16 protein-coding genes and 1 pseudogene are annotated in these 20,463 nt (G+C 62.5%); 10 read left to right on the forward strand and 7 right to left on the reverse strand.

Annotated features, from left to right (window positions below; all coding sequences use genetic code 11):
* Window positions 1-33: 33 nt before the first annotated feature.
* Entirely contained in the window at window positions 34-1,659 is a 1,626-nt protein-coding gene (locus tag HCN58_RS16780; protein WP_171580510.1) for a caspase family protein, read from the reverse strand.
* Between the two features lie 171 nt (window positions 1,660-1,830).
* Between HCN58_RS16780 and HCN58_RS16785 the strand changes: the two genes are divergently transcribed.
* Complete coding sequence (locus tag HCN58_RS16785) at window positions 1,831-2,865, forward strand: AI-2E family transporter (RefSeq protein ID WP_171580511.1); 1,035 nt, start codon at window positions 1,831-1,833, stop codon at window positions 2,863-2,865.
* Here HCN58_RS16785 and HCN58_RS16790 read toward each other — a convergent pair.
* From HCN58_RS16790 to HCN58_RS16800, 3 genes are all read right to left on the reverse strand, one after another.
* Window positions 2,862-4,640 carry a metallophosphoesterase family protein gene (locus HCN58_RS16790; protein ID WP_171580512.1) on the reverse strand — a complete coding sequence of 593 codons (1,779 nt, stop codon included), beginning with the start codon at window positions 4,638-4,640 and terminating at the stop codon, window positions 2,862-2,864. The genes HCN58_RS16785 and HCN58_RS16790 overlap by 4 nt on opposite strands.
* A 38-nt stretch (window positions 4,641-4,678) precedes the next feature.
* On the reverse strand, window positions 4,679-6,241 hold the full coding sequence (locus HCN58_RS16795) for an AbgT family transporter (RefSeq protein WP_171580513.1): 1,563 nt from the start codon (window positions 6,239-6,241) through the stop codon (window positions 4,679-4,681).
* 89 nt (window positions 6,242-6,330) lie between these two features.
* Window positions 6,331-6,849 carry a DUF1269 domain-containing protein gene (locus HCN58_RS16800; protein WP_171580514.1) on the reverse strand — a complete coding sequence of 173 codons (519 nt, stop codon included), beginning with the start codon at window positions 6,847-6,849 and terminating at the stop codon, window positions 6,331-6,333.
* A gap of 526 nt (window positions 6,850-7,375) precedes the next feature.
* On the opposite strand from HCN58_RS16800, the gene glsA reads away from it, so the two are divergent.
* The 5 genes and pseudogenes from glsA to HCN58_RS16825 form a co-directional block, all read left to right on the forward strand.
* Window positions 7,376-8,374, forward strand: a complete 999-nt coding sequence (gene glsA, locus HCN58_RS16805) for a glutaminase A (RefSeq protein ID WP_171580515.1) — start codon at window positions 7,376-7,378, stop codon at window positions 8,372-8,374.
* Window positions 8,375-8,447: 73 nt separating this feature from the next.
* On the forward strand, window positions 8,448-10,100 hold the full coding sequence (locus HCN58_RS16810) for an MFS transporter (protein ID WP_235983674.1): 1,653 nt from the start codon (window positions 8,448-8,450) through the stop codon (window positions 10,098-10,100).
* 410 nt (window positions 10,101-10,510) lie between these two features.
* On the forward strand, window positions 10,511-11,074 hold the full coding sequence (locus HCN58_RS16815) for an HdeD family acid-resistance protein (RefSeq protein WP_171580516.1): 564 nt from the start codon (window positions 10,511-10,513) through the stop codon (window positions 11,072-11,074).
* 161 nt (window positions 11,075-11,235) lie between these two features.
* Entirely contained in the window at window positions 11,236-12,609 is a 1,374-nt protein-coding gene (locus HCN58_RS16820; RefSeq protein WP_171580517.1) for a metal-dependent hydrolase family protein, read from the forward strand.
* A gap of 213 nt (window positions 12,610-12,822) precedes the next feature.
* A pseudogene (locus tag HCN58_RS16825) lies at window positions 12,823-13,450 on the forward strand (linear amide C-N hydrolase); the annotation flags it as partial.
* 152 nt (window positions 13,451-13,602) lie between these two features.
* On the opposite strand, the gene HCN58_RS16830 reads toward HCN58_RS16825, so the two are convergent.
* The gene (locus HCN58_RS16830) at window positions 13,603-13,809 is read right to left on the reverse strand and encodes a hypothetical protein (protein ID WP_171580518.1); all 207 of its coding nucleotides are present in this window, start codon (window positions 13,807-13,809) and stop codon (window positions 13,603-13,605) included.
* 49 nt (window positions 13,810-13,858) lie between these two features.
* Window positions 13,859-15,148, reverse strand: coding sequence for a hypothetical protein (locus HCN58_RS16835; protein ID WP_171580519.1), 1,290 nt, complete (start codon window positions 15,146-15,148; stop codon window positions 13,859-13,861).
* A 76-nt stretch (window positions 15,149-15,224) separates the two neighbouring features.
* On the opposite strand from HCN58_RS16835, the gene HCN58_RS16840 reads away from it, so the two are divergent.
* Window positions 15,225-16,424: an MFS transporter gene (locus tag HCN58_RS16840; protein ID WP_171580520.1), complete on the forward strand. Its 1,200-nt coding sequence runs from the start codon at window positions 15,225-15,227 to the stop codon at window positions 16,422-16,424.
* Here HCN58_RS16840 and dgcA read toward each other — a convergent pair.
* On the reverse strand, window positions 16,394-17,389 hold the full coding sequence (gene dgcA, locus HCN58_RS16845; RefSeq protein ID WP_171580521.1) for an N-acetyl-D-Glu racemase DgcA: 996 nt from the start codon (window positions 17,387-17,389) through the stop codon (window positions 16,394-16,396). The genes HCN58_RS16840 and dgcA overlap by 31 nt on opposite strands.
* A gap of 138 nt (window positions 17,390-17,527) precedes the next feature.
* Here dgcA and HCN58_RS16850 point away from each other — a divergent pair, with 138 nt between their 5' ends.
* From HCN58_RS16850 to HCN58_RS16860, 3 genes are all read left to right on the forward strand, one after another.
* Window positions 17,528-18,661 (forward strand): MlaE family ABC transporter permease, encoded by a 1,134-nt coding sequence (locus HCN58_RS16850; RefSeq protein ID WP_171580522.1) that lies wholly within the window; start codon window positions 17,528-17,530, stop codon window positions 18,659-18,661.
* A 2-nt stretch (window positions 18,662-18,663) separates the two neighbouring features.
* Window positions 18,664-19,434: an ABC transporter ATP-binding protein gene (locus tag HCN58_RS16855; RefSeq protein WP_171580523.1), complete on the forward strand. Its 771-nt coding sequence runs from the start codon at window positions 18,664-18,666 to the stop codon at window positions 19,432-19,434.
* 118 nt (window positions 19,435-19,552) lie between these two features.
* A complete protein-coding gene (locus tag HCN58_RS16860) occupies window positions 19,553-20,440 on the forward strand; it encodes an MlaD family protein (RefSeq protein WP_171580524.1) in 888 nt (295 codons plus the stop codon).
* Window positions 20,441-20,463 lie beyond the last annotated feature (23 nt).

Raw genomic sequence — 20,463 nt, forward strand, 5'->3', positions numbered from 1 at the left:
TGCCCGGATTTTGGCTGCACGAGGCTGTTTGAGTTAGCGCCTGAAGCCGCCCATCCTCCCGAACGAACTGCGGGCCGGACTCGCGGCGAAGCGCTGGCTGAAATTCCCGCCGCCCATGCCGCCGCCGAAACGGCGCGGCGCGGTGTTGAAAACCGGCCTGGAGGTGTTCACGGGCCTGTTGACGATCCGGATCGGATGGCTGTTGATCCTGCCGGGCAGTCTCGTGACCTTGCCGGGGTTGCCGCTGTTGCCGGCATTGACGGGGAGGGAGTTGATCTTGCCAGGCAGGGTCGTGACCTTGCCGGTGTTGCCGTTGTTGTTGCCGCCATTGGCCGCGTTGATTTGCGACATACCCTTGGCGGGAAACGTGACGATCTTCGACGGCACCGGCCTGTGACCATGGGCGCCGAGATTGCCATTGAGGTTGCCCTTGGAAATCCCAGGGATGGGCGAGTTGCCAATGTTGCCCGGCTTGAACGTCGGCGACTGCTTCGCCAGATGCGTGAACTGCATCAGCGGCACGGCCTTCGGCGCGACCTGCAGCTTCAACGCGGACTTGGCGTATGGGCTGTTGGAATAATTGTCATGGAACGTCTTGTAGGCGAATGGCGAGTTGGCGATTACCGCTTTGTGCCACGCCGTCGCCACCCGCAAATTGCCGAGCAGCAGACGGATATGGTCGCACAGCGGATCGTGCGGGTAGAGTCGGATGAATTCTTCATAGTACTCGGGCGAGCCTTCCGACAGCACGTAATCGTAGGCCTGGCGTACCGAACGCGACGGCAGATTCGCGGTGGTCTGCATGATCGGGCGGCGATCCGGCGCGCGGCCTGCGGCGACCGCGGTATCGCCGAAGAAGTAAAAGTCGGAGGTCAGCGACGAACTTTCCCACGGCGTCTGCCTACCGGAGGTGGTGTTGTTCACTTCGAGCCGGACGCGCTTGAACAACTGCTCGATCGGAAGATTCGGCTCGCGTGCGACATTCAGGAAAGCTGAAGTATACGGGCTGTGGTTGCCGTCGCCGTCCTGCGCCTCCATACCCGGCGCGGTCGAGTAACCGACGATCGAGCCGTTCGGCGCATCGACGATGGCAAGGCCTCGCCCGGCGTCGTTGATCTCGGGGAACGGATTGTTGCGGCAGGCATCGAGCACCACGATGCGCATCCGGCTCGGGATCGATTCCAGCGTGCCCATCATGTCGACCAGCCGGACCGAATTGCCATCAAGATCGGAGGGCGAAGCGATCTTCGCATCGACCGGAAGCAGATAGTTCTCACCCGCCACCTGCACGCCGTGACCGGCATAGTAGATCATCGCGACGGTGCCGGGGCCGCGCTCGGCGACCCTGGCGGAGAAGTCCCGCACGACTTTGACCATGTCGCTGCGCGTCAGGTCGGTGGCCTGGGTGACCTCGAAACCGGCAGAGTTCAAAAGCTGCGCCATGGATTGCGCGTCGTTGCCGGGATTGGCGAGCTTTGGCGCGATCTGGTAATTCGAATTGCCAATCACCAGTGCGACGCGCTGGTCCGCCGGCGGCGCTTGCATGCCGTTGCGGATGTCGACATTCGGGGCTTCCGCCAACGCCGCACCAGTAACGGCGAAACTCAACAGGCTTGCCAGCAGGCTGGCACCCAATAGCGATAGCTTAAAACGGGACATGGCTGCCTCCTCAGGCGGACCTCGTTGCGAGATTTGCTGCTGGGACGCTAAGCCGGGTGCGGGTTGTCGTACGTGACCGCGATCACGGTTGCAGCGCACGGCGCTTCCACGCTTGCCGCCGCGCGATACGGCTGACAATCTCGGGTTGCTGAACGGTCGAAGGAACCCAAAATGAGCTTCGGGCTAAAGACCACCACAGGAATTATCGCGGCGGTGCTGGTGACGGCGGCGCTGGCTCAGGCGAGCAAGGTGTTCGCGCCGCTTGCGGCGGCATTGTTCACTATCGCGATTGTGTGGCCGATCCAGAAGCAGTTGCAGTCCTGGATGCCGAAGCTTGCCGCGCTGGCGATCACTATCATCGCCACCGTGGCAATCTGCCTCGGCTTCGCCTCGCTGGCGGCCTGGGGATTTGGTCGGGTAGGGCAGTCACTTGTCGCCGACCTGGCGCGCTACCAAGCCCTTTATGCGGCGACGGTAGATTGGCTGGACGGCCACGGCGTCTCGGTTGCCGGCTTGTGGGCTGAACATTTCAACGTAAGCTGGCTGTTGCGCGCCACGCAATATGTCACCGGGCGGGTGAACACGACGCTCAGCTTCTGGGTGATTGCGCTGGTTTACGTCATGCTCGGGCTTCTCGAAGTCGAGAACATCAGACGAAACATCGAGCGGCTGGATAACCGTACCGCAGCACGCGTGCTGCTCGACGGCAGCGCGGCGACCGCGGCGAAATTCCGACATTACCTCTTGGTGCGGACGCAAATGAGCGCTGTCACCGGCCTTTTGGTCGGCAGCTTCGCCTGGATTACCGGGCTGCCATTCGCGTTCGAATGGGGCGTGATCGCTTTCGTGCTGAACTATATCCCGTTCATCGGCCCGTTCGTGGCGACGCTGTTTCCGACCTTATTGGCGATGACGCAGTTCGAGAGCTGGCCGGCGGTGCTCGGCGTTTTCATCTGCCTGAACATCATTCAGTTCGCGGTCGGCAGCTACATCGAGCCGCGGGTGGCCGGCAGTCTATTGTCGATCTCGCCCGTGGTGGTGCTGTTTGCGATCTTCTTCTGGACGTTCCTGTGGGGCCTATTCGGGACTTTCATCGGCGTGCCCATCACGCTCGCCATACTGACCTTCTGTGCCCAGCATCCATCGAGCCGATGGATTGCTGATCTGCTCGGCGGACCGGACCCGGAGAAACCCGGCAAGCTCTAGCCGGCTGTCTCTCCCTCAATCACTACGCGCTCCGGCGGCAACAGGTCTAGCCGCCCATCGGGGCCGGCTATCAGCGAATGAATATAGAAGTATGTCGCGGCAGCGTCGCTTCCGCCCATCACCGGCGACGGAGCGGAGATGATCTTTAACCCGCCGCATGCGCCGATCCAGTCGATGTGACGGTGGCCATGCATCACGACGGCGCGATCTCCCAGCTCCTCCAATCGGCGGACGAACCAAGTGCCGTTGATCAGCGCCGTTCCGATGCGCTCGGAAAATGCTTTCACCGGCATGGGATATTCCAGCAGGTGGTGGTGCAATGCGACGATCCAACGCGCCCGCGGAAAATATCCGATGGCTGTCTCGAGGCGATGCGCCTGTTCGACGGATACCAGTCCGAGCGCGTTGGTGAAGGAAAAGTGGGTCTTTGCATTTGAGTTCAAAATAGCTATTCCGAGACCATCTTCCGGTTCCGGCGGCAGGATCATCGGAAACTGGTCGTCGAAGAGGCTGCGCAGCGCGGCGGCACGGCGCAAACCTCCACACTCCGCGACGGCCACCATCGCATCGCAGTACGGCGCCAGCGCCTGTCGCAGCGTAGCGGCCGGTCTTCCCTTGGCATCGACGACGTGCACCCGTTCGCCTTGCACGGACACCATCGCCGACAGAGTCCGGATTTGCCGCAGCCGCTTTCCCGTACTGAACGGCAGGTCGAGCCGGGCCGGATTGGCGCGGTCGACGATGTTGACGTCGTGGTTGCCTGGCAACAGGATCGTGCGCGCGGCAAGCTCCGGGTAGCGCGACAGCGCTTCTAGGACCAATGCCCATTCGCTGGCGCGACCGGCGTCGGTCATGTCCCCTGTGACCAGCACGTGGTCGAGCGGATTGCTGGCGTGGATGGCAGCGAGGCGCGCGAGGATTCGGTCGAGCCGGCCATTGCCGCGCGGACCTGCCCGTCCGCTTTCGATGCGAAACCCGTACTGTTCGCCGACCACGTGCAGATCTGACAGATGCGCGACGCGCCAGCTCCGACGTTCGGATGGCGCGGCATCGAACACGGCAAGATCGACCGGTTGAGGCATGCTGGCATCGGCAAAACCCCAAACCAGCGATGCGACCGCCAGATAGCCCGCCATCAGTACGACGGCATTCGCAAGCGTGGGCACGGCGAGCCGATGCAGCAAGAGCAGATCGCTCCAGTTACCAGCCCAACGCGACGCAGGCCAGGCGAGTATCGCGATCACCGCCGCACATGCGGATAACATGATACCGGCGCCAACCGAATTAGCGCTGCGCAAGCGAGCCCGGCCGGCAGGGGTGACGTTTTTCCCTACGATCAGTTCCGTCAGATGACGCAAGGCTTCGCGCGCAAACGCATAGCCGGGCTGGACCGCGAGCGCATTGAGCGACCAGAAATTGATCTCGGCGATCCGAAGCAGCGGGCGCCATCCGATCCATCCCACCGCGACGATTGCGGCCAGCAACAGCGCCGTGCCGACCTCAGTCAGAGCTGCAAGCTGTTCCGACAAGCTGGAAAACCAGGCCGAGACGAGCAACGGCGCCAGACCGAGTAGCACCGACGGCAACAACAGCAAGACCGTCCAGGCGAACAAGAGCTTCGGCAAGCTGATTTCGACCAGCAGGCTTCCGGCAATTGTGAGCAGCGACCGCTGTCCCGGACTGGCGGCATCGTCCTCGACATCGCCATCGCGCGGATCGACCAGCATGTTCTCTGCGGCCTTGAGGACGTGTCGCTCGGAGATCGGCTTCGTCATTACTCAATCCCGCATCCTGCCGCTCGCGCCGTCTCCGGCTAAACGCCCCAGGGGAGGCCCAACAGGTACCACGCGACAAAAAGAACTATCCAAAGCGCTGACATCCAGAACACGTAAGGCAGCATCAGAGCGATAACGGTGCCAACGCCCGCGTGTCGGTCGTACTTCTGGGCAAACCCGACGACGAGCGCGAAGTAGGGATTGAGCGGGGTGATCGAGTTCATCGGCCCGTCTCCGACCCGGTATGCAGCCAGCACTGCCGCCGGATCGACGGCCAACTGCACGAATAGCGGGACGAACACCGGTGCAAAGATCGCCCATGTGGCGATAGCCGGCGTGAAGACCAGATCGAGGACGGCAACCACGACAATAAGTCCCAGCAACAGCCACAGCGGTCCGATGCTCGCATCCTTCAGGATATCGGCCATCTTGACCGCAAGCAGCGTCGGAATGTTGCTGTAGGTGAAGTAGTCCACGAACTGGCTGATGACGACGAACAGCAGGATCGTGCCGCCCATTCCGGAGACCGCCTTGGTCATGGCATCGATGACGTTGGTTGCCTGCCTGATCGTTCCTGCGCCGATGCCATAGGCGATGCCGGTCACCAGGAACACCGTCATGACGAGGCCGATCAGCCCGTTCATAAAGGGTGAATTGCCGACCAGCGCGCCGGTCGCGGGATCGCGGAGAGGGGCCCATGGCGGCAGCGTCAGCAGGCAGAACAGCAGTATAACTGCCAGCAGCCCCGCGCCGGCATAACGCAGTCCACGTGTTTCCTGAGCGGAGAGCCTCCCGCCCTCGTGCGGCGGCAATGTTGCGCTTGCCTGGTCCTCGCGATAGGCGCCCAGGCGCGGCTCGATGATGCGCTCGGTGGTGAGCGCAATCACGATCGTCAAGACGACGACCGATACGATCGAGAACCACAAATTGGCCGTCACCTCGATCGACAGCGACGGGTTGACGATGTGGATGGCGTCGTTGGTCAGTTCGGTGAGAACGGCATCGAGCGGCTTGATCAGCATGTTCACGCTGAAGGCGCTGGCCACGCCGGCGAAGCCGAGCGCAAGTCCCGCCAGCGGATGCCGGCCGACGCTCATTAGCGCCGTGCCGGCCAGCGGGATCAGCACGAGATAACCCGCATCCGAGGCAACGCTCGACAGGATGCCGACGAAGGCGAGAATGTAGGAAAGCGTCCAGGGCGGTGAGACTACAACGAGTTTGCGGATGCAAGCGTTGACCAGCCCCGACTCCTCGGCGACGCCGACGCCGATCATCGCGATGATCAGCAGTCCAACCGCGCTGAAGCCCATGAAGTTCGGCACCAGCCGCGTGTAGATGTGCCGGATGCCCTGGGCCGTCAGCAGGCTGTTGGCGCGGGCGGTCACGGTTTCCATGCCGTGGGTCGCCGGATTGATGACCTGGTAGGAAATCGAAGAGTCGAACAAATAGAGCAGGTGCGACGCGATCACGGCAGTGGCGATCAGGATCAGGAAGATCAGAACCGGGTGGGGGACGCTGTTTCCGATCCGCTCGATGGCATCGAGGACGGCCGGCGTGGTTGCCGTGGTCGTCTCAGCGCTTGCTTCGGCTGCGCGGCGCATGGAAGCCGTCCTTTCCGAGCGCGTCCTTCGAGTCCGGCCAAGCTATCGTCACCGCCGCCGGCCGGGCCTACGGGCCTCGTCCGTCAGAGCTAGGCGGCGTTCGTCTGTGTTGACTGCTCGGCACTCGCCTTTGCGAGCGCTTCGCGGAGCTTCTGCTCCTTGCTGTCATCCAGCGACGTCTTGAGCACGGTACCGCCAGCATCCTGGATCTCGCGCAGCACCTTGTCAGCGGTCATGTTCTTGACGAGCACGAACAGCGCAGCGTTGCCGGGCTGCAGGCTTGTCGAGAGTTCCTTCATGAAGGCGTCATCAATCCCGTAGTCGGATAGCGCACCGCCGAGCGCGCCGGACGCCGCACCCAGGGCGACGCCCAGTATGGGATTGAGAAAGAGCACGCCGATCAACAGTCCCCAGAAGCTGCCGGAAACAGCGCCAATAGCCGTCGTGTTGACGAGCTGGTTCAGTTTGACGGGGCCGGCTTCCGTCTTCGTCGCAATCACGGCATCGCTAATCGTAATCAGATATTCCTTCTGCAGCTTGAACAGGCGCTGCCGTACTTCTTCTGCTTTTGCTTCGGATGGATAGATGATTGCGATCAGATCTGACATCTCCGTATCCTCCAACTTGATGTGATGGATGGTCCGAGCCATACGCGGCGTTCGAGGGATCGACACCTCTCTGCAGCAGTGGAGCGAAAAACGCTTCTATCGGGAAATCGGCCGACGAGGACGATCCCGCATAGTCGTGCTTTGCCAACGGCAGGCAGCTTCGCCCGGCAGCGTACGGCATGGTGTGACCGTATCACAACCTGCGAGCGAGCGGATCACGGTTCGCTGATCGCGCTCATCAAACCGTGACGACTCTCGGTCAAATTGGTCGCTAATTCGCGGAGGTTTGTCGATGCCGCGCCATTGGCGTTCTCGCGATTTGTCACAAAATTTTGTAGCGAAACACACCCGACGCAAACGTACTTTAAGGTTGTGTGATTGACTCGATGCACTTTCGAGCGTTACGGTGCGTGCAAGTCAGAAGAAGCTGAGGCGGTCAGAGCAGATCGCTTATCAGCGTGTAACTCGTGTTGCCGAACGGCTCGATCATCTGGGCGCAGCATGTCGAGTCGGATGGAGGAGTCTGATGGACTCACCCTCGATTTCGGAACCAATCGAACGCCCGTACATCTCGACAGGACACCTGCCAGAACCCGAACTGGTGCAGAAGCTGGTATCGGACGCCCACCGGCGTTTCAAGTCGAACGGAGATGGACAGAACTCACAAGTCTATCCGGCGCTCGCGCGGGTTCCGCGAGAACTGTTCGGGGTTTGTGTCGTGGGGACTAGCGGGCGCGTCTACGAGGCCGGCGACACCGAATATGAATTCTCGATCATGAGCGTGTCGAAGCCGTTCGTGTTCGCGCTCGTCTGCGAGACGATCGGCCCGGAAGAAGCGCGCGAACGGCTCGGAGCGAATGCAACCGGACTACCATTTAATTCCCTGGCAGCTATCGAGCAGGGCGGTGGCCGCACCAACCCGATGGTCAACGCGGGCGCGATCGCGACCACCAGCCTCGTCCCCGGACTGACGGTGGATGGCAAATGGCAATTCATTCACGACGGGTTGTCGCGGTTTGCCGGGCGCAAGCTCGCGCTCAACGAAGAAGTCTACGCGTCGGCTTCGCAAACGAACTATCGCAACCGCAGTATCGCCCGGCTGCTGCAGAGCTACGACCGCATCTATTGCGACGCCAAGCAGGCGACCGATCTCTATACCAGACAGTGCTCGCTGAATGTGAGCGCGCGGGATCTGGCTGTGATGGGCGCGACGTTGGCGGACGGCGGCGTCAATCCCGTTACCCGGCAGCGCGTGGTCGATGCCGCGGTCTGCCACTACGCGCTGACCGTGATGATTACCGCCGGCCTGTACGAAACATCGGGCGACTGGCTGTACGACATCGGCCTGCCCGGCAAGAGCGGGATCGGCGGCGGCATCGTCGCGGTCTCTCCGGGGAAGGGCGGTTTCGGCACCTTCGCGCCGCCGCTCGATGCGGCCGGCAACAGCGTGAAGGGGCAGCTCGCGGCGAAATTCCTATCGCAGCGGCTGGGAATGGATCTGTTCGTATCGCAACCGGAAAACTGAAGCAGATGCAAAGAGCGGCTTGATTGAGCTGATGGTTTGATCGATCCGGAACCGAGCAACTCGGGAGAACACCATGGCGACGCACTCGATGTCGATCGGAGCAGTCCGGGAAGAAGCGCGGGAGTCATGGGTGCCGATGATCGCGATCGCGCTCGGCCAGATGATCATGTCCTTCAATGTCGCTTCGCTGCCGGTCGCACTCGGCGGGATGGTGAAGAGTTTTGGGGTGCCACCGACGACGGTCGCCACCGGCATCGTGGCCTATTCCATGCTGGTGGCCGGCTTCGTCATGCTGGGTGCAAAACTCGCGCAACGGTTCGGCGCGTTGCAGGTGTTCCGCTTCGCCGTCGTCCTGTTCTGCGCGTCGCAGATATTGATGACATTCAGCCCCACGGCGACTTTGATGATCACCGCGCAGGCGCTTTGCGGCGCGGCCGGCGCCGTGATCGTGCCGTCACTGGTGGCGCTGATCGCCGAGAACTACACGGGGCGCCAGCAGGCGACGGCGGTCGGGGCGCTCGGCTCTGCCCGCGCGGCGGCCGGCGTGCTGGCGTTCATTATCGGCGGCGTGCTCGGTACCTATATCGGCTGGCGCCCCGCATTCGGAATCCTCATTGCCGTTTCTGCCATCGTTTTTCTGTTGAGCTTCCGTCTCAAGCGCGACTACGGCCGCCCGGATGTACATATCGATCTCTTCGGTGTGGTTCTGGCCGCATCGGCGATCGTTCTCATCAGTTTCGGCTTCAACAATCTGAACGGATGGGGGCTTGCGCTGGCCACCGCCAATTCGCCGTTCGACGTGCTTGGCCTTTCGCCGGCGCCGATCATGATCGTTCTGGGCGTCGTGCTCGGGCAGGCATTCCTGATGTGGACACATCGACGCCAGACCGCCGGGAAGACCCCGCTGTTGGCGCTCGAGGTGATCGACTCGCCGGAGGAACGCTGCGCGGTTTACGCGCTGTTTGCCGTGGTCGCGCTGGAGGCGGCGCTTAATTTCTCGGTCCCGTTGTACATTCAGATCGTGCAGGGCCGTTCGCCGCTTGCGACCGCTATCGCAATGATGCCGTTCAATTTGACGGTGTTCTTCACGGCGATGCTTATCGTCAACGTCTACGACCGGCTGACGCCGCGGCAGATCGGCCGCTACGGCTTCATGCTGTGCACGGTTGGTCTGGTTTGGTTGGCCGTTGTCGTGCGCAACGACTGGAGCGAGGTTCCTGTCCTGATCGGCCTGGTTCTGTTCGGGATCGGGCAGGGCTCGCTGGTGACGCTGTTGTTCAACGTGCTGGTCACCGCCTCGCCCAAGGAGCTCGCAGGCGACGTCGGGTCGCTACGCGGCACCACGCAAAATTTGGCCGCTGCGGTTGGAACGGCGGTGGCGGGTGCGCTTCTCGTCGGCCTGTTGAGCACGATTGTGCTCAGCAACATCGCAGCCAACCCGGTGCTGCCGAAGGAAATCCAGAGCCAGGTCGATCTCGACAACATCACCTTCGTCAGCAACGACCGGCTGCGGAGTGTGATGGAAGGAACGACCGCGACGCCCCAGCAGGTCGAGGAAGCAGTGCGCGTCAATACCGAAGCGCGGCTGCGCGCCCTGAAGATTGGCCTGCTGATCATGGCCGGCCTTGCGTTGCTGGCGATCATCCCGGCGGGCCGGCTTCCGAACTACCTGCCGGGCGAGATACCGAGCGATGCGCCGACAGGTAATCGAGTGAGATCGAGCTGACTGAATGGTAGGAGGCTCGAAGGAGAACAACAATGGATGGAATTGATCGCCGCAGCGCGCTGCGGAGTCTGCTCTACGGTGTTGTAGCCGCAAGCGTGGGTGTGGACCTGCTAGCAAATTCGGCCGAGGCGATGCCACTCGCCATGGAGAAGGGGCTCGGAAAGAAGGCGGACGATCTCAGGGAAAAAGCCGAGCCCGTGCAGATGCGGCCGCCACACCGGCCCATTCACCGTCGCCACTGGCGCCATCGTCGGCGTCCCCGCCGCGTCTGCTGGTGGCATCGCGGTCGCCGTGTGTGCCGGTGGCGATGACGATCATTGAACCGGCAAGCGCGGCGTCGCCCCAAGTCTGAACTTCGGGCGAACCGCCAGCTACCCTCGCGGCTTCGCTCCAAAATGAAGGAGGCTGACATGACCACAATTGACAACAGCTCGCCGATGGGCGTCACCAACCTGCCTGCGCCGCCCTTCTGGGTCTGCGTTCTGCTTGGACTCGGCATGATTCTGGCCGGCTTCCTGGTTCTCGGCGACGTCATGCTTGTCACCGTGATCAGCACGATTTTTATCGGCTGGGTTTCGATCGTCGCCGGCGCCTTTGAGATCGTCCACGCGTTCTGGACCAAGGGATGGGGCGGCTTCGTATGGCAGGTGCTGCTCGGCATCCTGTACATCGCCTTTGGCGTCGTGCTGGTAGGCCAGCCGGTCGCCAGCGCCTTGATTCTCACCTACGTCCTCGGCTTGGTGTTGCTGATCTCCGGTTTCGTTCGCATCCTGCTCGGTATCAGCCATTGGCGCGAGGCGGGATGGATCATGCTGCTGTCCGGCGCGTTCGGCGTGCTGGCCGGCCTCGTGATCCTGACGGGATTTCCGATGACGGGCTTTTGGGTCCTCGGATTCCTCCTCGGCGTCGACCTGATATCGCACGGGATAGGGTGGCTGGCTTACGCATGGCAGCCCACCACCCGCAGCGCATAGCTCCTCCCTGCCTACTAGAGCGAGATTGCTTTTCTTCGAATTGTTATCTCGCTCTTTTTTCTGTTTGAGCATGACGTCCGGGCAAACACCTCCCAAATCGCTCGTAACGGTCGCGATGTTTCTGGTGCCGAAACCCCTGCGTTGTTCAGCCGAGGCCTTCCATGTCCTGGCATCGAGTCGTCAAAATCCTCGCAGTCGCTGCGTCGACGGCATTGAGCCTCACGGCGGGTTTACTCCGTGTGCAAGCTCAGCAAGGCGCGGCTGTGCTGTTTCAGAACGTTCGTATCTTCGATGGAAGGAGCGATCTACTTTCAGGGCCGTCCAATGTCTTGGTGAGGGACAACAAGATCCAGAAAATTCTCCCGGCGGCGACCACGTTCAATACTGCGCAAACGGTCGTCATTGACGGCGAAGGACGCGTGCTGATGCCCGGTCTGATCGACGCGCATTGGCACGCGATGATGGTGCGGTTGACGCCGGCCGCCTCCATGGGAGACGTCGGTTACAACAATATCGTGGCGGCTGACGAAGCCGCGGACACGCTGATGCGAGGGTTCACCACCGTTCGCGATCTCGGAGGACCCGCCTTCGGACTGAAGCGTGCCATCGATGACGGTCTGGTAGCTGGTCCGCGCATCTATCCCTCGGGCGCCATGATCACCGTCACCAGCGGTCATGGCGACTTCCGCCAATTATCCGATCTACCGCGAACAATCGGGGGGCTGCTCAGCCGCATGGAGCAAATCGGCGGCAGCATGGTTGCGGACAGTCCGGACGAGGTTCGCATACGCGTGCGTGAGCAGCTCATGCAAGGCGCGTCCCAGGTCAAGCTCACGGCGGGCGGTGGCGTCGCGTCGCCATTCAGCCCGCTCGATGTATCCACTTTCACCGAGGCCGAGTTGCGCGCGGCCGTCGAGGCCGCTGAAAACTGGGGCACTTACGTTGTCACGCACGCCTATACGCCGGTTGCGATCCAGCGATCGATTGCGGCCGGCGTCAGATGCATCGAGCACGGCCATCTGATGGATGACGCAACCGCGAAACTCATGGCCGAGAAGGGCATTTGGCTGAGCACACAACCTTTCTTCGATGATGAGGACGCCACCCCGTTGCCATCGGGCTCGGAGGAGCGGGCGAAGCAATTGCAGGTCATTAGCGGTACCGACACCGTCTATGCCCTGGCGAAAAAATACCGGCTCAAGACGGCCTTCGGCACCGACATTCTGTTTTCCCGTGAATTGGCGAGGCGCCAGGGCGCTCAATTGGCAAAACTGACTCGCTGGTACAGTGCTGCCGAGGTGCTGAAGATGGCGACAAGCGTCAACGCAGAACTGCTCGCTCTCTCCGGACCTCGCAATCCCTATCCCGGCAAGCTCGGAGTTGTCGAGGAGGGGGCGTTCGCTGACTTGCTGCTGGTGGACGGCAATCCAATCGACAACATCAAGCTGATCGAGGATCCCGCCAGGAATTTCCTCGTCATCATGAAGGACGGGAAAATTCACAAGAATCTCGTTGCCAGCGGCAAGCTAAACTAGCTGACGTTCCAGGAACGGCGTCGCGGCGCGTAGTGAAGCCGGTGCTAACAGGTATCCCGAACGGGGACCCACGGCCGCTTGACCGCGGTCACCTCCAGGCGGAACGGCAGCATCGTGACCGGCTGTCAGTCGCGCTCGGGAATTGGAGGATCGTTACAGGAGAGTATCATGCCTACACGCAACAAATCGCTCGCGGCAACTCTGTGCGCGAGCATGTTGGCCGGTTCCATAACTCTGCCCTTGATCCACGCTGAGGCCTGTACCCGCGTCGTCTATCTGGGGGCGAACGATGAAGTGATCACAGACCGATCAATGGATTGGAAACCGATATTGCCACCAATCTCTGGATATTCCCGCGGGGCATGGAGCGCAGCGGAGAAGCCGGGCCGAACTCGTTGAAGTGGGTTTCGAAGTACGGCAGCGTGATAGCCTCTGCCTTTGACATTTCGACATCCGATGGATTGAACGAAGCGGGACTGTCCGCCAATATTCTGTGGCTTGCTGAATCCGAATACCCGGTTTTCGATCAATCAAAGCCAGGACTTTCCATCGCGGCATGGGCGCAATACGTCCTCGACAATTTTGCGACGGTCGAAGAAGCGGTCAACGTTCTTCGACCCGAGCCGTACACGATCGTCACCGATACCATTCCCGGCGACACGCGGCTGGCGACCCTTCACTTATCGATGTCAGACGCTTCCGGTGACAGCGCGATAGTTAAATACATCGGCGGCGAGCAGGTCATTCATTATGGACGCCAACTCACGTTATGACCAATTCTCCGGCCTTCGATCACCAATTGGCTCTCAATGCGTATTGGAAGGAGATCGGAGGCGCGGTCAAGGACGTGAATTTTACACCGGAGACGAGCAAGGTCATGAAGCTCGATCTTGGGAAGGATCAACGAAACGCCTTTGCTGGAACGCCGTGAATCATTTCAAGGAGACGGCACCGTTCAAATTCCAGGGTCTGTAGCGTCCGCGACATGCCCGCCTAGGATCGACGCATCGTCGCCACCTTCAGGTGGACCGGCACTATCGTGACCGACATCGGCGATTGCCCGATGCTTTCGCCGTCGACGTCGGCGCGGACCATGCGGTCGCTGTCGATGGTGATCCGCGTCGGCGTGGCGCCGCGAGACTTTTGGATGCGCCAGATAGCTGCCGTCGCCGAGGTTGGCGAAACATTCCGCAGGTGCAACAAAATGCTGCAGACGCGTCATGGAAGCCGGTAAGCAGGCGGCAGCGCGTTACGAAAAGAACGCGATTTTCTCGGCCTGGCTCATGCGCCGGATCGGCGCCAGCGGGTCGTTAGCCGCCGCGACCGGCTTTCGCAGCATGCCGCTCGCAATGAGGGTCGAGCCTAGCGACACTTCCACCGCCGGCACGAGCGGCGCTGCGGCGACGGGCGGTGGGGTTGGTTGAACGGCCCGTTGGATCGGCGGCAGTGACGGGGAAGCGACCGGTTCGGGAGCTTCAGCGACGATCTTAGGAGCGATTGTCGCCGGCTCCGCTGAACGGACCTGCTCGGCTATCGCTTCGGCGATCTCCTCGTCGCTGATTGGATCCGGCGCGCCCATCTCCATCGCGATCATGTCGAGGACCGCCTCGTCGTGCGCATCGGCGTCCTGCGCATCAGCGCTCTGGGCATCGGCGTCCTGGACGGAGTTATATTGGAAGGTCCCGTGTTGGGCGGCCCCGACTTGCGCAGCGGCATCTTGGATCGAGGCCTCTTGAGCCGTGGCGGTTTCGGCGGCTAGCGGCGTTTCCGCTTCCGTCAGCATGGCTTCCGCCGCGGCAAGCACGGCCTCCGCGGATGCGGCTATCGAAGCGAACGGCGTCTCGGCAGCTTCCCGCGCCGGCGCCATTTCTTGCGCGGCTGGGGAGGGCGCCGCTGCCTCGGGCTCGGCAGCCGGCGCGCTTTCGTCCCCGAGTTCCACAAGCCGGCCCTGGAGGGCGGCAAAGGCGGCACGCAGCGCTGCTCTCGCCTCCTCGGAGGAGAACTGTTCGGTGCCCTTCTCGATGACGGTGACTTGCGAATCGATCAGGTCGCAGATTCGCCCGTCATTGCCGATTTCTCGCAACCGCCAGGCGATTTCGCGCAGCACCCGCGCACCCTTGCGGACCGGCGCCAGCCGCTGCTCAAGCGCGAGGCTATCGAGCGCCTCGACCGCCGATTCCTCGGCTGCCTCGACGGCGCTGCGGATGGCGGCAAGCGCCTCGGTCAGGCGCTCTTGCGCCGCGGCAGCCGCGGCGACGGCCTCGGCCGCCTGCTGCGCGGAAAGGCCTTCCTCCCGCTGCAAGTTTGCTTCCCGCTGAAGGGTCTCTTCCCTCTGGGCGGTGAGGCTTTGCTCGATCCGCGCCACCGCGTCCAGCACCATGCGGGTGTCGGCATTGCGGTTGCGCTTGGCGTATTCGGTCAGGAACCAGCGGCCCCGCGAGGTCTCCATGAAGGCTTCGGCGATTGCAGCATAGTCCTCCTCGCTCGGCAGCGCGGCGCGTGCTGAGATCGGCGAAAGGGCAAATGCTTCGTCGGCCATGTCAAACTCTTCGCGCAAATCGGCGCGCATTGCGATAACGAAACAACACGATATTGACCGAATCGCAATTGAATTGATGCCAAGCGAATCACAAATCCCCATCGCTTCTCAAGGTGCATCGAAGCGATTCGCGACCCGGGTGGCGCTGTTTTACGGCACGCTGTTCGGCATGACCGGCACCCATCTCCCGTTTTTCACGGTATGGTTGAAGGCGGTCGGGATCGATGCGTTTTGGATAGGGCTGATCACAGCCGTGCCCCCGGTGAGCCGATTTACCGCGCTTCCGGTGGTGACGGGCTTTGCGGAACGGCATCAGGCCTTGCGCAGCGGGATCATCGTAACCGCCTTTGCCACCGCGTTGGGCTTTTTCATCCTGGGCACCCAGCATTCGCCGGTGCTGGTGTTCCTGATCTACGCCCTGACGTGCTGCCTGTGGACGCCCATGGTGCCGCTGACCGATGCCTATGCGCTGCGGGGCGTGAAACGCTATGGCCTCAACTACGGACCGTTACGGCTGTGGGGCTCGGCCGCCTTCGTGCTAGGCGCGCTGGTCTGCGGCATGCTGTTCGACCTCATCGCCGCTCGAAATCTGATCTGGATTATCGCCGGCTCTGCCGCGCTCGGGGCGCTTGCCAGCCTCGCGCTCGAGCCGCTGGACGACGTCAAGGCCGCTCGCCCGGCCGCCGGCGATGCGAGCGCGCTGCTGCGTGACGGCGGCTTCATCGCGATCATCGTGGCGTCGGCGCTGATCCAGGGCAGCCATGCCGCCTATTACATTTTTGCATCGATTGCCTGGCAACAAGCCGGGTTCGACGGGCTGACGATTGCAGTTCTGTGGGTGCTCGGCGTGTTCGCCGAGATCGCGCTGTTCGCCTTGTCGCCGCGATTCACCCTGCAGCCGTCAATGCTGGTGGTGATTGCGGCGCTGAGCGCGGCCACGCGCTGGGTGTTAACGGCGCAGGACCTGCCGCTCGCTATCCTCGCGATCGTTCAGCTCGCGCATGCGCTGAGTTTTGGGCTGACGCAGGTCGGCATCATGGGATTGATGCTGCATCACGTGCCAGGACATGTGATGGCGCGCGCGCAGGGTTATCTGACCGCCTGCGGCGGTATCGTCGCGGGCATCGCCTCGGTCGCGTCGGGCACGATCTACGAGACCTGGGGACAGGGGATCTATTACATGATGGCGGCAATGGCCGCTCTCGGCGGGCTGGTGGTCTGGCTGGCGCGGAAGCGGCTCTCGCATCAGCCCCACAAGCCCGCTTCCGGCGGATAGACCAGGCTGCCGTCATAACGCAGGCCGCCGTGGCGGTCGCGCTCCAGCAACAGGGGGCCGTCGAGATCGACGAACCTTGCCTGTTGCGCGAGCAGCATGGCTGGCGCCATCGCCAGCGAGGTCGCGACCATGCAGCCGATCATGATCTCAAAGCCGAGGGCTTGGGCGGCATCCGCCGTTGCGAGTGCCTCCGTCAGCCCGCCGGTCTTGTCGAGCTTGATGTTGACGGCGTCATAGCGCGCGCGCAGGCCTTCAAGCGAGGCGCGGTCATGCACACTTTCGTCGGCGCAGACCGCGATCGGGCGCTTGATGCGCGCCAGCGCCTCGTCGCGCCCGGCCGGCAGCGGCTGCTCGACCAGCGTGACGCCGGCATTGGCGCAGGCGGCGAGGTTGTATTCGAGATTGTCCGGCGTCCAGGCCTCGTTGGCATCGACGATCAGTTCGGATTCCGGAGCGGCCTTGCGGACCGCTGATATCCGCGCGTCATCGCGATCACCGCCGAGCTTGATCTTTAGGAGCGGCCGATGCGCGGCCTTTGCGGTTGCCGACGCCATCGCCTCCGGCGTGCCGAGCGAAATCGTGAAAGCAGTGGTGCAGGGGCGCGGCGGCGGGCGGCCGAGCAGGGTCCAGACCCGCTGGCCGGAGCTCTTGGCCTCGAGGTCCAATAGCGCGCAATCCAGCGCGTTCCGGGCAGCGCCTACGGGCATCGCAGCCTGCAGGGCCACTCGGTCCAGTCCCCTGGCAAGCGGTTCCTGCATGGCATTAAGTGCTTCCAGCGTCGCTTCCGGAGTCTCGCCGTAACGGGAGTAGGGCACGCATTCGCCATGGCCGGTCTGGTCGCCTTGGCTCGCGGTGGCGACGACAGTCACGGCCTCGGTCTTGGCGCCCCGGCTGATGGTGAAAGCGCCTGCAATGGGCCAGCGTTCAATACTGACGGCAAGCTTTCGAGATAGGCTGGAAGTCATTTTAAAATCTGGCAATTTCCTGAACCGCGAGCTTGCCCGCCGCTACCAACTATGGCTGGTTAGGGACAGATTCGACAAGGCAATACGGCATGCGAAACCCAGCCGTTCTGCATCGGTATGGGCCGAGGGGTGGGCATTTTGAGCGGCGACCCGACATTGGAGCGGATAGCCAGGGGCAACGGGCTGGCGCTGTGCGCGGCTGGCTCCTGGACGGCCCGCTTTGCGCCGGCGCTGGAACGAATGGTTGCGGAGGCCGAGAAGCTCAGCGGCACTCGCCCCGACATTTTCATCGACATCTCGCAGGTATCGAAGCTCGACACGTTCGGCGCCTGGCTGATCGAGCGGTTGCGCCGCAGCCTGAACCATGGCGGCATCGAGGCCCAGATCGCCGGGCTTTCGGCCAATTATTCGAGTCTGGTCGACGAGGTGCGCCGGGTAAAGGCCGAGCCGATCGTCGAGACCGACAGGGTGACGATCACGGGCATGCTGGAGCAGGTCGGCCGCAGCGTGGCCGGCATCGGTGGCACCTTGATCGGGTTGATCGACATGCTGGGCGCGGTGCTCGCCGCGGCCGCCCATGTCCTCGTTCGTCCCCGTAATTTCCGCCTGACCTCGACCATCCACCACATGGAGCAGGTGTGCTGGCGCGCGGTGCCGATCGTGGTGCTGATCACGTTCCTGATCGGCTGCATCATCTCGCAGCAGGGCATTTTCCATTTCCGCAAGTTCGGCGCCGACATCTTCGTGGTCGACATGCTGGGCGTGCTGGTGCTGCGCGAAATCGGTGTGTTGCTGGTGGCGATCATGGTGGCGGGACGCTCGGGCTCGGCCTACACCGCCGAGCTCGGCTCGATGAAGATGCGGGAAGAAATCGACGCGCTGCGCACCATGGGCTTCGATCCGATTGAGGTTTTGATCCTGCCGCGAATGCTGGCGCTGGTGCTGGCGCTGCCGATTCTGGCGTTCCTCGGGGCGATGGCCGCACTTTACGGCGGCGGGCTGGTGGCGTGGCTCTATGGCGGCGTCGAACCCGAGGCCTTTCTCCTGCGCCTGCGCGACGCCATCTCGATCGATCATTTCGTCGTCGGTATCATAAAGGCGCCGGTGATGGCGGCCGTGATCGGCATCGTGGCCTGCGTCGAGGGACTGGCCGTGCAGGGCAGCGCTGAATCGCTCGGTCAGCACACGACATCTTCGGTGGTGAAGGGGATCTTCTTCGTGATCGTGATGGACGGCGTGTTCGCCATCTTCTTCGCGTCGATCGGAATGTGACCATGGCGGGCGAGATTTCCGACGCGATCATCCGGGTCCGCGACATCACCGTGCAGTTCGGCAAGACGCGCGTGCTCGACGGGCTCAACCTCGACGTCAAACGCGGCGAAATTCTGGGATTTGTCGGCCCGTCGGGCGCCGGAAAATCGGTTCTGACGCGCACCATCATCGGTCTCGTGCCCAAGCTTAGTGGACGCATTGAGGTGTTCGGCGTCGATCTCGACGCGGCGAGCGCCGCCGAGCGCCGCGGTGTTGAGCGCCGCTGGGGCATCCTGTTTCAGCAGGGGGCGCTGTTTTCCTCGCTCACCGTGCGGCAGAACATCCAGTTTCCGGTGCGCGAATATCTCAACGTCTCACAGCGGCTGCTCGACGAGATCATGGTGGCCAAGCTCGGCATGGTCGGCCTGCGGCCCGAAGTTGCCGACCGCTATCCGTCTGAGCTTTCGGGCGGCATGATCAAGCGCGTGGCGCTGGCGCGTGCACTCGCCCTCGATCCCGAACTGGTATTTCTGGACGAGCCGACCTCGGGGCTCGATCCGATCGGGGCCGGTGACTTCGACGAGCTGGTGCGCACCCTGCAGCGTACTTTGGGCCTGACCGTTTTCATGGTAACCCATGATCTCGACAGCCTATATACGGCCTGCGATCGCATCGCGGTTTTAGGGAACGGTAAGATCATTGCCGCAGGATCGATTGCCGATATGCAGGCCTCGCAGCATCCCTGGTTGAGGCAATATTTTCACGGCAAGCGCGCCCGCGCTGTGATGGGTTAGAGCGTGCTCCCCAAAAGTGGGCATCGGTTTTCGGTTCAGATCATGCTGCAAACAAGCGATAAACGACGGGTCTGATCGGCGAAGCTGAACAGATCCTGATTTCGGAGTACCTTGAGTTATGGAAACGCGGGCGAACTACGTCCTGATCGGGGCCTTCACGCTAGCGGTGATCGCCGCCGCATTCGGCTTCGTGCTGTGGTTTCAGAGCCTGCACGCCACAAAGCAGCGCAGCCCGATCCGCATCGTGTTCGAAGGCCCGGCGTCCGGGTTGCGCAATGGTGGCAGCGTCAACTTTAACGGTATTAGAATAGGGGAGGTCGTCTCCGTCAAACTCGACAACCCGCGGCGCGTAGTCGCACTGGCGATGGTCGAGAACAATGCCCCGATCCGGAAAGACACGCTCGTGGGGCTCGAATTCCAGGGGCTGACAGGTGTCGCGGCGATCTCGCTGAAGGGCGGCGAGGAGACCGCGCCTGCCGTACCGCTCGACGAGGACGGCGTCCCTATGCTGACCGCCGACCCGAGCGCGCTGCAGGACGTCACGGAGTCGATCCGTGCCACATTGCAGAACGTCAACCGGCTTGTCGCCGATAATCAGGAGTCGGTGAAGAACTCGCTGCGGAATCTCGAAACCTTCACGGCAGCGCTCGCGCGCAATTCCGAGAAGATCGACAATGTGATGCTCAGGGTCGATAGCGTAATGGGCAAGGCCGACAGCCTGATGCTCGGGCTCAACACGATCGCGGGCGGAGCCGCCGGCGGCGAGCTGAATCTTATGGTGAAGTCGATCAAGGAACTGGCCGAGGATTTCGACAAGCGGTCGGGCGCGCTGATGGCCGACGGCCGCCGCACCCTCTCCGACATCAGCCGCGCCGTGAACAATTTCGACCGCAATCCGACCCGGGTGATCTTCGGCGGCGGCAACAGCCAAGCGGCCGCGCCACCGCCGGCAGCACCGGCAGCAACGGCGGCCCCGAGGGCGCCGAGCGGGCAGAAGCGGCAGTAGAACCGCGAGTCCGCGGCGGACTT

The organism is Bradyrhizobium australiense, assembly GCF_013114825.1.
GTDB lineage: Bacteria > Pseudomonadota > Alphaproteobacteria > Rhizobiales > Xanthobacteraceae > Bradyrhizobium > Bradyrhizobium australiense.